This is a genomic window from Zobellella denitrificans (genome assembly GCF_002237365.1).
In the GTDB taxonomy this organism is placed as follows: domain Bacteria; phylum Pseudomonadota; class Gammaproteobacteria; order Enterobacterales; family Aeromonadaceae; genus Oceanimonas; species Oceanimonas denitrificans.
Genome location: NZ_NMUO01000046.1, coordinates 1 through 12,503, shown reverse-complemented (window position 1 = coordinate 12,503; position 12,503 = coordinate 1). Strand labels below are relative to the sequence as shown.

Here is a 12,503-nt window from a genome sequence, read left to right as displayed (position 1 = left end):
TCCTTCGTCATTGGCCGTTTTCCTTTCTATTTTTTCGTAAAGTCCGGGCGATACCGCCGCTATGCAGATGAAAAAAGAGCCACTTGAGCACCAAATCAAGCGTTCACTCTAATAACCGGCATGTTGCTTTTTAGAAAAAATTCTAACCCTGGCCGCGAGCCCGGTGCCGCAAGGTCTGTGTGATATGGGCAAACGGGCGGGAGGAGACTGGATATGGCGTCCTTGTGGCAGTTGGACGAAGGCCCCTTGGCCAATAAATTCGACCCTACGACAACCCCACGGGATGCACCGGGCCCGTCGTAGGGCCCATGTCAATAGACCTTTCCACCACCGGCACAAATGCGTCAGCCCTGGCTTTTCTCCGTTTCGGTGTCCGCTTCTCCGTGCCCAGGGGGAGGAGGTGTTGGTTTGCGGCCGTGCTACACTGTCGGCCTTATCTGTTTGGCGGGAGCAGCAAGATGGCCCAGCGCAAGTTGCCCATTGGCATACAAACCCTCGGAGAAATTATCACCGGGGGGTATTACTATGTGGACAAAACGCCCTATATCCACCAGTTGATCGAGCAGGGAAAATACTACTTTCTCTCCCGCCCGCGCCGGTTTGGCAAAAGCCTGCTGCTCGATACCCTGCACCAGCTGTTCGAGGCGAAAGAGCCGCTGTTCCGCGGCCTGTTTATTCACAATAAATGGGACTGGTCCCGTCCCCGGCCGGTGATCCGTCTGGGCTTTGGCAGCGGGGTGATGAACGGACGGGAACTGCTGGATCAGAATATCCACGAGCAACTGAACGAGCAGGCCGTGCGGCTGGGCGTCACCCTGGTCAACCAGACCATCGGCGGCCGCTTTGCCGAGCTTATCCGCCGCACCCATGAGCTGTATGGCGAGCGGGTGGCGGTGCTGATCGACGAATACGACAAGCCGATTCTGGATAATATTACCAACGCCCCCGTCGCCACCGAGCTGCGCGAGGGGCTGAAAAACCTCTATTCGGTGCTGAAGGATGCCGACCCGCATTTGTGCTTTTGCCTGCTGACCGGGGTGTCGAAGTTCAGCAAGGTCAGTCTGTTTTCGGGGCTGAATAACCTCAACGACATCACCCTGGATGCGCCCTTCAGTGCCATTTGCGGCTATACCGAGCAGGATGTGGATAGGGTGTTCGCGCCCGAACTGGCGGGGCTTGACCGGGAGCAAATCAAAACCTGGTACAACGGTTACAACTGGGGCGGCGAGGCGGTCTACAATCCCTTCGATGTGCTGCTGCTGTTGCAGAAACGGGAGTTTCGCGCCTATTGGTTTGAGAGTGCGACGCCCACCTTTTTGGTAAAGATGTTGGCGGAGCGGGGTTTTTTCACACCGCAACTGGACCGTCTGGAAAGCCCGCTCAGCCTGCTGGGGCGGTTCGACGTGGACGACATCAGCACCGAGGCGCTGTTGTTCCAGACCGGTTACCTCACCATCCGCCGCAAGGAAGAGCCGGTGCCGAGCTACTGGCTCTATACCCTGGGCTATCCCAACCGGGAGGTGGAGGCCAGCCTTAACCAGGCGCTGCTGCCCAGCCTGGGCGTGGCTGGCACCGAGCCCACCATTCGCGTGCTGCGGTTACTGCAGGCCAATGATTTTACCGGCCTGGAGCAGCATTTTCGCTCCCTGTTCGCGGCGCTACCCCACGACTGGTATCGCAATAATCCCATCGCCAAATACGAGGGCCACTACGCCAGCGTGTTCTACAGCCATATCGCCGCCCTGGGGCTGCGGGTAACGGTGGAGGATGCCTCCAACACCGGCAAGGTGGATATGGCGGTGGAGTTCAACGGCCATGTCTACCTGTTCGAGTTCAAGGTGGTGGAGCAGGTGCCCGGGGGCAAGGCGCTGCAGCAGCTTAAAGACCGCGACTACGCGGAAAAATACCGCGCCCAGGGCCTGCCCATCCACCTGATTGGGGTGGAGTTCTCCCGCGAACAGCGGCAAATTGTGGCCTTTGAGCGGGAGTTGGCGTAAGCCCGGCATCTGGGGTTGGCCGGAGTTCGCGCTGCGCGCGAAATGCAGGCGGGCCGCCTGCGCTCCGCTTCGCCGGCGCCGATGGCTGGTACCTCGTTATTTGTCTTTTCCCTTCGCCAAGCGCTTGCCGGGTTTCTTGTTGTCGCTTACTTCCCCCAGTTCTTCGTCGCCGGGTTGGGGGGCGTCCGTGCCGGGCTGCTCGGCCCCGCCCGATACCGGCGTGCCCGTGTCGGGCACCGGTGCGTCCCCACCAAGCCGGGCCGCCAGCATGCCTATGCTCTCCCCCACCACCAGGCCCAGGTTGCCGTAAGAGGCCACCACCGCCACTGAGATAAGGGCGCCGGCCACCGCATATTCCAGGGTGGTGATACCGCCCTGGCGGCGGCGCCGTTTTACCGAAATGGTTGCACGCATCGCATTGTTCCTTATGCCATTTACGGCGCCATCCCGGCGCCGGTTTGTGTTGACTTGCCATTACCCCGTTGCGTGTGTGTATCTACTCTTCCTTATCCCCGTCCTTATCCCCGGTGTTGTCCGGGGGCAGTTCCTCGGGCAATGGAGCGGGCGCGTCTTTCAGCAGCTCCGCCAGGTAAAAAATGGCCCTGCCCACGGCGCCACCGAGCTGGTCGAAGGCCAGGATCACGGCAATGGCCAGCAGGGCGCCGGCCACGGCGTATTCCACTTTGGTCATGCCCTGCTCGTCCGTCAGCAGGAGACTGAACTGTTCAACCAGCATATGGCGTCCTTGTGGCCGGCGGGCGAAAGGCCCCTTGGGCGAATAAATTGCCCCTGCAACACTCCTTGCACGGCTTCCCGCTGCGCGGGAATGCAGGCGGGCCGCCTGCGCTCCACTTCTCCCTTTGGGGGACGGGTAGCCCCTTGGTCGAATAAATTCGACCCTACAAGGGCCCCTCACCCTTCACGCCTCACCCCTCACGCCCTATACATTCTTCCCATAAATATCCCTGGCAAACACCAGGCGGCCCTGCTCCACCCAGGCGGTAAAGTACACCAGGTACACGGGCACCCGCCCCGGCGGCGGCAAGATGCGGGTTTGCGAGCCCGGCGGCAAAGACCAGCCCAAACCGGCGGCCAGGCGCTCGGGCTCGGCCAGGCGCACGCAGCCGTGGCTCAGGGCCCGGTCGGCCTCACCGAACAGGCGCTTGTCGGGGGTGTCGTGCAGGTATACGTCAAAGCGGTTATGCATCTCGAACTTGAGCTTGCCCAGGGCGTTGTTGGGCCCGGGGGCCTGCACCAGGCGCAGCCCCGGTGGCGGCTGCAGCCAGTCGATGGTGCCGGGATCCTGGCCACTGCCCTCCCCCGGCAGCCACACGCTGAAGCCATTGCGGGAAAGAAAGCCGCTGTCCCGCCGCTGGGCCGGCAGCAGATCTTCCCGGATGATATTGGCGGTGGGCGTCCAGTCGGGGTTGACCTTGAGGCCGTCAATATAGGTGGACAAGGCGGGGGTGGGCCAGTCGGGCCGGCCCACTATTACCCTCATGCTGAGCGCGGGCTGGTGGTTCTGCACCAGGGTCAGCCGGTAGGCGGGAATATTCACCAGCACGTAGCGGTCGGGTGCTGCTGGCGGCAGCAGCAGCCAGCGGCGCAGGTTATGGCGCAGCTCGGCCCGCACCTCGGCCGGGGAGCGGGAAAGAATGGCCCGGGTTTCATCGTTCAGCCGGCCGTTGGCCGCCAGGCCATGGGCCTGTTGCAGGTTTTTCAGCACCTCGCTCAAGGTGGCATCCAGGGCATCCGCCCGGCCGCGCGGCGGCGGCAGGGCATGGCCCAGCTCAAGCAGGCGTTGGCGCAGGGCGGGAATGGAAGCATCCCGCTCGCCGGGGCGCACCTCGGACCCGGGCGGCAAGGGGGTATGGTGATTGACCTGCGCCAGGGCCAGGTAGTGCTGCCTTAGCTGCCGGTAACCGGCGTAATCGGGTTGCTGGCGGCGCAAATAAGCGACGAGGTCGCCGCCTTCCAGGGCCTGCTCGTACCCGGCCAGGCCCCGCTCCGGCGGCAGGCGATACTGGGCGAAGCGTGCCCGCTCATCCAGCACCCGGCGCCATTCCCGGCCAAGCCAGGCATCCCGCTCGGCCGGGCTCATGGCGGCAAAGGTCCGGGGCTCGGGCAGCAGCAGGTCGTGCAGCAGTTGGCCGGCCTCGTTCAGGCCGTTGCCGCCGTGCCAGCGCAGCGGCTCGGCGGCCTGCAGCGGCGCGATGAACAGCAAAAGCACCATGAATAAACGCAACATCATCTCCCCTCCCTGGGAACATGGTTGGGTTAAGTATGGGCGATAAAACGGCAGGCGGCGGTGGTATTACATACGCAGCAGAGACGGGGAAGGTACGGCAAGCATCGCGCAGTCGGAAATCAGTACGGCTCGTCATCGTTCAGTTGGGAGGATAAACCCAAGCACTGCCCAGGCGACGAGGGATGGCAACGGCTACTCCGGATAAAAATAGAACAGCAGCAGGGTAAAGGTGGCGGCCGCGGCCAGCATAACGAGATATACCTTAAGGTACTGGCTGTGGCGCCGCCCCTTGAGGTGCACCAGGGTGAAGGTGGTCACCGCCAGCCCCAGGGCCCCCCAGATGCCGACATGAAACCAGTAGGTGGGCAGGCTCAGCCAGTGGGTGCGCACCTCCACCTCCAGGTAGCGCAGGTAGCCGAATTCCTGCTCGGGGCGGCCGTAGTGGAACAGGATCAGCAGCAGGACGTAAAGCGCCCAGCCCCCCAGGGTCATGCCGGCCAGCAGCCGGCCCAGCCAGTCGATGCGTCGTTGTACCATGGGCCACCTCCACGCACATCTTTTGCTTGAGTCCTGAGGCTACAAGGGTAACATTAGCCCCCTTATGTATAGTCTATCGGCCGGGCGCCGACTTAGTTTAAAGCTGGAGAGCGATTCAAGATGACCCACGCATCCGTTGCAGATGTGCTGGCGGGCAAATACCCCGTTGGTACCACCCTGACCGTAAAGGGGTGGATTCGTACTCGCCGTGACTCCAAGGCGGGCATTTCGTTTTTGGCGGTACACGACGGCAGCTGCTTCCATCCGGTGCAGGCCGTGGTGCCCAATAACGTGGCGAATTATCAGTCTGAAGTGGTGCGTCTGACTACCGGCTGCTCCGTGGAAGTGACCGGCACCGTGGCCGAATCCCAGGGCCAGGGCCAGGCTTTCGAGCTGCAGGCCACCGAGGTGAAGGTGGTGGGCTGGGTGGACGATCCCGATACCTACCCCATGGCCGCCAAGCGCCACTCCATCGAATACCTGCGCGAATACGCCCACCTGCGCCCGCGCACCAACCTGATCGGCGCCGTGGCCCGGGTGCGCAACTGCCTGTCCCAGGCCATTCACCGCTTCTTCCACGAGCGCGGCTACATCTGGGTGGCCAGCCCCATCATCACCGCCGCCGACACCGAAGGCGCCGGCGAGATGTTCCGGGTGTCCACCCTGGATCTGCACAACCTGCCGCGCACCGACAAGGGCTATGTGGACTTCAGTGAAGACTTCTTCGGCAAGGAGGCCTTCCTTACCGTGTCCGGCCAGCTGAACGGCGAAACCTACGCCTGCGCCCTGAGCAAGATCTACACCTTCGGCCCCACTTTCCGCGCCGAGAACTCCAACACCAGCCGCCACCTGGCCGAATTCTGGATGATCGAGCCGGAAGTGGCCTTCGCCGATCTGAACGACATCGCCGCCCTGGCCGAAGACATGCTGAAGTATGTGTTCCGGGCCGTGCTGGAAGAGCGCATGGACGACATGAGCTTCTTCGCCGAGCGGGTCAACAAGGAGGTGGTCACCCGGTTGCAGGATTTTGTGGAAAAAGACTTCGCCCAGGTGGACTACACCGACGCGGTGCGCATCCTGCAGGAAAGCGGCCGCACCTTCGAGTTCCCGGTGGAATGGGGCATCGACCTCTCCTCCGAGCACGAGCGCTACCTGGCGGAAGAGCACTTCAAGGCGCCGGTGGTGGTGAAAAACTACCCGCGGCACATCAAGGCCTTCTACATGAAGCTGAACCCGGACGGCGAGACCGTGGCGGCGATGGACGTGCTGGCCCCGGGCATCGGCGAGATCATCGGCGGCTCCCAGCGGGAAGAAGTGCTGGAGGTGCTGGACCGGCGCATGGAAGAGATGGGCCTGAACAAGGAAGACTACTGGTGGTACCGGGATCTGCGCCGCTACGGCACCGTGCCCCACTCCGGCTTTGGGCTGGGCTTCGAGCGCCTGGTGGCCTACGTGACCGGCATGGCCAACGTGCGCGACGTGATCCCCTTCCCCCGCACCCCGCGCAACGCCGAGTTTTAACCGGCCGGTTGAGGATTCCCCCGGCTGCGCCGCCGGGGGTTGTTGTAGGGTCCATTTCAATGGACCATCCCGCCAACGACGCCGTGGTCGGTCGAATAAATTCGACCCTACAGACACCTCCGTCCGTAGGGTCCATTTCAATGGACCATCCCACCAACGGCGTTGGGGGTTGTTGTAGGGTCCATTTCAATGGACCATCCCACCAACGGCGTTGGGGTTTGTTGTAGGGTCCATTTCAATGGACCATCCCACCAACGGCGTTGGGGTTTGTTGTAGGGTCCATTTCAATGGACCTTTCCACCACCGGTGCCGGGGGCTTGGTCGACTGAAGTCGACCCTACGACGCCCCTACCGCTCCAACGCTACCCGCATTTACTTGCCGCCGCTCAGGGCCGACAATGGCCTCTTGAACCATGCCGGCCACCGAGGCCGGACGGAGCCGACCCCGAGGAGCCTTGCGGATGTTGTTGATCCTCTCCCTGCTGCAGCAGATGAGCGTCTTTCTGGTGATCGCCTATCTGTTTTCCAAGTCGCCGCTGTTCAGGCCCATGGCCAACTACTCCATGCGCTTGCCGCACAAGCTGCTGATCTATTTTGTGTTCTCCGGTTTCTGCATCATGGGCAGCTACTTCGGCCTGGCGGTGCAGGACGCCATCGCCAACACCCGGGCGGTGGGGGCCGTGCTGGGCGGCCTGCTGGGCGGGCCCGTCATCGGTTTTCTGGTCGGCCTCACCGGCGGCCTGCACCGTTATTCCATGGGCGGCTTTACCGACCTGGCCTGCGCCATCTCCACCACCCTGGAGGGACTGCTGGGCGGCCTGGTGCACTACTGGCTGGTGAGGAAGGGCGATATCGGCGCCCTCTTTTCCCCCCGCATCGCCTTCTTTACCACCCTGGCGGCGGAGGCCCTGCAGATGGGCACCATACTGCTGGTCGCCCGCCCCTTCGAGCAGGCCTGGGCCCTGGTGCAGGTGATCGCCCTGCCCATGCTGCTCGCCAACGCCACCGGCGCCGCGCTCTTTATCAGCATGATCCGCGACCAGAAGACCATGCGTGAAGAATTCTCCAGCGCCTATTCGGCCAGGGCCCTGGCCATCGCCCGCCGCACCGTGGGCATCATGGCCAGGGGCTTCGGCCGGGAGTCGGCCGAGCAGATCTGCCGCATACTGCATCAGGAGATCGGGGTCGCCGCCGTGGCCATTACCGACCGGGAAAAGATCCTGGCCTTCACCGGCCTGGGCCACGAGCACCACCGGCCGGGCACCCCCATTTCCTCGGCCCTGACCCTGGAGGCGATAGCGGATCAGCAGGTGAAGTTCGCCGACGGTTACCAAACGCCCTATGCCTGCTCCCTCGCCGCCGACTGCAAGCTGGGCTCGGTGCTGGTGATCCCCATCAAGGGCTGCAACGGCATCCTCGGTACCATCAAGCTCTACGAGCCCAAGAAACGGCTGTTCCTCAAGATCAACCGCACCCTGGGCGAAGGCATCGCCGAGCTGATGGCCCACCAGATCTTGAGCGGCCAGCTGGAGCGCCAGCAGCAGTTGCTGACCCAGGCCGAACTGAAGCTGGTCCACGCCCAGGTCAACCCCCACTTCCTGTTCAACGCGCTCAACACCATCGGCGCCATCATCCGGCTGGATCCGGACAAGGCCAGGGGCCTGCTGCTGCACCTGTCCCATTTTTTCCGCAAGAACCTCAAGCGCTCCGGCGAGCGCACCACCCTGAAGGAAGAGCTGGAGCACGTGCAGGCTTACCTGGCAATAGAGCAGGCCCGCTTCAGCGACCGGCTCAGGGTCGGCTTCGACGTGCCCGAGGCCCTGCTGGGGCAGCAACTGCCCACCTTCACCCTGCAGCCCATCATCGAAAACGCCATCAAGCACGGCACCTCCACCCTGCTGGAGCAGGGCGATATCCGGGTAGAGGCACGGCGGGAGGGCGAACAGATACGGCTGCGGATCACCGATAACGCCGGCAACTACCAGCCCGCCGCCCGGTCGGACGGGCTCGGCCTCGGCCTGGTCGACAAGAGGGTCAAGTCCCTCTATGGCGACCAGTACGGGGTGCAGATAGAATGCGAGCCGGAACAGTGGACCCGGGTCACGGTGTCACTGCCTGTTACGGAGGACAACCCATGATCAGTGCCCTTATCGTCGACGACGAACCCTATGCCCGCGCCGAGCTGGCCGAGCTGCTGCGCGCCGAAAACATCACCGTGCTGGCACAGGCCGGCAATGCCCTGGAGGCGCTGGCCCTGCTCAACCGGCTGCGGCCCGATGTGGTCTTCCTCGATATCCAGATGCCCAAGGTCAGCGGGCTGGAGCTGCTGGCCCTGCTCGATCCCGCCCGCATGCCCCGGGTGGTGTTCGTCACCGCCTTCGACGACTATGCGGTGCAGGCCTTCGAGGACAACGCCTTCGACTACCTGCTCAAGCCCGTGGCCCCGGCCCGGTTGCACAAGACCCTGGCCCGTTTGTCCCAGGCGCTGGCGCCCCAGGATCTGGCGGCGGTGACCCCGCCCCTGCGGATGGTGCCCTGCTACCAGCACCAGCGCATCCGCCTGGTGCCCATCGACGAGGTGGAGTACGCCTATTCGGATCTCGGCGGCGTCCACCTGGTGACCGCCGAGGCCACCTACCACGCCCAGCTCACCCTCAAGGCGCTGGAGTCGCGCAGCCCCCTGCTGCGCATTCACCGCCAGTACCTGGTCCGTGGCGAGGCGATCCGCGAAATCACCCTGCTGGACAACCACGCCGCCGAACTCAAGACCCGCCATGGCCACGCCCTGCCGGTCAGCCGCCGCTACCTGAAGTTTCTCAAGGACCATTTCGGCTTCACCGCAACGTGATAGCGCTCACCTTCCGGCCCAGCTCCGGAAGGGGGCCTTGCCGCTCGGCGGGCCATATGACCGCTCACCCAATAAGGCCGGGACTTTGCCGGCCGGATCCTTACACTGCAATCCGTTAACAACCCGTTCACAGACAAGGAGCAGTGTTATGACGTGGCTTTTACTATGTATCGGCCTCTTGATTGCCGGTTACTTCACCTACGGAAAGTTCATCGAGCGCCTGTTCGGGCCCCGGCCCGAGCTGGATACCCCGGCGGTCACCATGGCCGACGGGGTCGACTATGTGCCCATGTCGGACAAGAAGGTCTACCTGGTGCAGTTGCTGAACATCGCCGGCCTGGGTCCCATCTTCGGCCCCATACTGGGTGCCCTCTACGGCCCCGTGGCCATGCTCTGGATAGTGTTCGGCTGCGTCTTCGCCGGCGCCGTGCACGACTACTTTTCCGGCATGCTGTCGGTCAGGGCCAGGGGCGCCTCGGTGCCGACCGTGGTCGGCCAGCAACTGGGCAGCTTCGCCAAGCACTTTATGAATATCTTCGCCGTGCTGCTGCTGTTGCTGGTGGGCGTGGTGTTCGTGCTCGGCCCGGCCAAGCTGCTGGGCGATCTCTCCGGCACCACGGTGGCCGCCTGGGTCGCCGCCATCTTCGCCTATTACATCATCGCCACCCTGGTGCCGATCGACAAAATCATCGGCCGCCTCTACCCCATCTTCGGCGCCCTGCTGGTATTTATGTCGGTGGGCCTGCTGCTGGGCCAGTTTGCCAGCGGCAACGGCTTCCACTCGGGCGGGCTCGACTTCGGCAACCTGCATCCGGACGGCCTGCCCCTGTGGCCACTGCTGTTTATCACCATCGCCTGCGGCGCCGTGTCCGGCTTCCACGCCACCCAGTCCCCGCTGATGGCCCGCTGCATGCAAAATGAGCGCTCCGGCCGTTTTATCTTCACCGGCGCCATGATCGGCGAAGGGGTGATAGCGCTTATCTGGTGCAGCCTCGGCATCTCCTTCTATGAAAGCCCGGAGGCGCTGAACGCGGTGCTGGCCAGCGGCGGCCCGGCCGCCGTGGTGCACCAGGTTTCCACCAGCCTGCTGGGCATGGTGGGCGGCGTGCTGGCGATACTGGGCGTGGTGATACTGCCGATCACCTCGGGCGACACCGCCTTTCGCAGCGCCCGCCTGATCATCGCCGACTTCCTCAAGCTGCCCCAGCAGTCCCTGCCCAAGCGGCTGCTGATCGCCCTGCCCATGTTCGTGGTCGGCTACCTGATCACCCAGGCCGAGTTCGGCGTGATCTGGCGCTACTTCGGCTGGGCCAACCAGACCACCGCCATGATCATGCTGTGGGCCGCCGCCGCCTACCTGGCCAGGGAAGGCAAGCTGCACTGGGTATGCACCCTGCCCGCCATCTTTATGACCGCGGTCACCTTCACCTACCTGGCCCATGCGGAAATCGGCTTCGGCCTGGGGATACAGCCGGCCACCCTGATCGGCCTGGGCGTGGCCCTGGCCTTCACCGTCGCCTTCCTGCTGAAATACCGCCCGGCCGGCACCCCGGCCACGGTGGAAGAGCAGCCCTGATACAACCAGCCAAAGCGCAAAAAGCCCCGGATTTCCGGGGCTTTTTTGTTGTCGCCTGGGGCTGCAGGCTCCGTAGGGTCGAATTTATTCGACCGAACCCGGCACGGGTTACAGGCCTACCGCAAACTTCACCACGAAGAGCAGGGCCAGCACCCAGACGGTGGGGCTGATCTCGGCGGCCCGGCCGGCCAGCAGCTTGACCCCCACATAGCTGATAAAACCCAGGGCGATGCCGTGGGCGATGGAGAAGGTGAAGGGCATCATGGCCACCACCACCACCGCGGGCACCGCTTCGGTCACGTCGTCCCAGTGCAGGTGGCTGAGCTGGGCCATCATCAGCACCGCCACGTACACCAGGGCACCGGCGGTGGCGTAGGCCGGCACCATGCCAGCCAGGGGCGAGAACAGCAAGGCCAGGATAAACATCAGGCCGGTGACCACGGCGGTGAGGCCGCTGCGCCCGCCCACCGCCACCCCGGCGGCGCTTTCCACGTAGGAAGTGGTGGTGGAGGTACCCAGCATGGAGCCGGTGATGGAGGCGGTACTGTCGGCCAGCAGGGCGCGGCCCAGGCGCGGCAGCCGGCCCTGCTCGTCCAGCAGCTTGGCACGCTGGGCCACGGCGATCAGGGTGCCTGAGGTGTCAAACAGATCTACGAACAGGAAGGCGAAGATCACCGACAGCATGCCCACATTGAAGGCGCCGGCGATATCCAGCTGCATAAAGGTCGGCAGGATGGACGGCGGAGCGGACATGATGCCGTGATACTGCACGTCGCCGAAGGCGATGCCCAGGCCGGTGATCACCAGGATGCCGATCATCACGGCGCCGCGCATGCCGCGCGCCGCCAAGCCGATGATCAGGAAAAAGCCCAGCGTCGCCAGGCCCACCGGCAGGCTGGTGACGTCGCCGAGCGACACCAGGGTGGCCGGGTGGTCGACGATGATGCCGGCGTTTTTAAGGCCGATCAGCGCCAGGAACAAGCCGATGCCGGCGGCGATGCCAATCTTGAGCGGCCCCGGAATGGAGTTGATGATCCACTCCCGCACCTTGAGCAGGCTGAGCAGCACGAAGATACAGCCGGAGAAGAACACCGCCCCCAGGGCGGCCTGCCAGCTGTAGCCTTCGGTGAGCACCACCGTATAGGTGAAGAAGGCGTTGAGCCCCATGCCCGGCGCCAGGGCGATGGGATAGTTGGCCCAGAGCCCCATGATAAAGCAGCCGATGGCGGCGGCCAGGCAGGTGGCCACGAAGACGGCGCCGCGGTCCATGCCCGCATCGGCCAGGATGGCCGGGTTGACGAAGATGATATAGGCCATGGTGAGGAAGGTGGTGATCCCGGCCACCACCTCGCGGCGCACATCGGTATTCAGTTCCTTTAAATGAAAGTATTTATCCAGCATGGGGGATTGCTCTGAACAGGTTGTTGGAATAGGAAATTATCGACTCAAAAGGGGCCTTTGGCAATGACAGGACCGGCCAGTTGACCGGCGGGACAGGGCCGTGGGGCGCGGGCGGCCCGCCCGCATGATGGTACGCCTGTGGTTAAGGCATGGCTTGCCAAGGCCGCAGGTTCCCGCTGCGCGGGAAGGCAGGCGAGCCGCCTGCGCTCCAGGGGTGGCCGTCGCCTTCCGGACCCGGGCATGGCACGGGTCATTGGGGCGTTAGCTTATATCGCCGCGAGCAGGCCGGCGCCGGCCATGGCGCCGCCGGCGATGCGCACCGCGGTGGCGTGGATTTTGCCGGCGTCACCGGTTTTACCGGCCTGGCCCTGGGGC

At 63.9% G+C, this 12,503-nt stretch carries 10 protein-coding genes; 5 read left to right on the top strand and 5 right to left on the bottom strand.

What is annotated here, in order from left to right; genetic code table 11:
• Positions 1-458 precede the first annotated feature (458 nt).
• Entirely contained in the window at positions 459-1,997 is a 1,539-nt protein-coding gene (locus CGX12_RS11085; RefSeq protein ID WP_094039946.1) for an ATP-binding protein, read from the top strand.
• 96 nt (positions 1,998-2,093) lie between these two features.
• Here CGX12_RS11085 and CGX12_RS11080 read toward each other — a convergent pair whose 3' ends face one another.
• The 4 genes from CGX12_RS11080 to CGX12_RS11065 form a co-directional block, all read right to left on the bottom strand.
• Entirely contained in the window at positions 2,094-2,411 is a 318-nt protein-coding gene (locus tag CGX12_RS11080) for a Flp family type IVb pilin (protein WP_094039945.1), read from the bottom strand.
• Between the two features lie 82 nt (positions 2,412-2,493).
• The gene (locus tag CGX12_RS20095; RefSeq protein ID WP_094039944.1) at positions 2,494-2,733 is read right to left on the bottom strand and encodes a Flp family type IVb pilin; all 240 of its coding nucleotides are present in this window, start codon (positions 2,731-2,733) and stop codon (positions 2,494-2,496) included.
• 204 nt (positions 2,734-2,937) lie between these two features.
• Positions 2,938-4,248, bottom strand: coding sequence for a L,D-transpeptidase family protein (locus tag CGX12_RS11070; RefSeq protein ID WP_254918272.1), 1,311 nt, complete (start codon positions 4,246-4,248; stop codon positions 2,938-2,940).
• Between the two features lie 189 nt (positions 4,249-4,437).
• Positions 4,438-4,782 (bottom strand): hypothetical protein, encoded by a 345-nt coding sequence (locus CGX12_RS11065; protein WP_094039943.1) that lies wholly within the window; start codon positions 4,780-4,782, stop codon positions 4,438-4,440.
• A 120-nt stretch (positions 4,783-4,902) separates the two neighbouring features.
• On the opposite strand from CGX12_RS11065, the gene asnS reads away from it, so the two are divergent.
• The 4 genes from asnS to CGX12_RS11045 all read left to right on the top strand — a co-directional run bounded on the left by asnS (position 4,903) and on the right by CGX12_RS11045 (position 10,727).
• Entirely contained in the window at positions 4,903-6,303 is a 1,401-nt protein-coding gene (gene asnS / locus CGX12_RS11060; protein WP_094039942.1) for an asparagine--tRNA ligase, read from the top strand.
• Positions 6,304-6,764: 461 nt separating this feature from the next.
• Positions 6,765-8,441, top strand: a complete 1,677-nt coding sequence (locus tag CGX12_RS11055) for a sensor histidine kinase (protein WP_094039941.1) — start codon at positions 6,765-6,767, stop codon at positions 8,439-8,441.
• Positions 8,438-9,151 (top strand): two-component system response regulator BtsR, encoded by a 714-nt coding sequence (btsR, locus tag CGX12_RS11050; protein ID WP_094039940.1) that lies wholly within the window; start codon positions 8,438-8,440, stop codon positions 9,149-9,151. The genes CGX12_RS11055 and btsR overlap by 4 nt, the downstream gene beginning before the upstream one ends.
• A gap of 148 nt (positions 9,152-9,299) precedes the next feature.
• Positions 9,300-10,727, top strand: a complete 1,428-nt coding sequence (locus CGX12_RS11045) for a carbon starvation CstA family protein (RefSeq protein WP_094039939.1) — start codon at positions 9,300-9,302, stop codon at positions 10,725-10,727.
• Between the two features lie 108 nt (positions 10,728-10,835).
• Here CGX12_RS11045 and CGX12_RS11040 read toward each other — a convergent pair whose 3' ends face one another.
• Positions 10,836-12,128, bottom strand: a complete 1,293-nt coding sequence (locus CGX12_RS11040; protein WP_094039938.1) for an NCS2 family permease — start codon at positions 12,126-12,128, stop codon at positions 10,836-10,838.
• Positions 12,129-12,503: the final 375 nt, after the last annotated feature.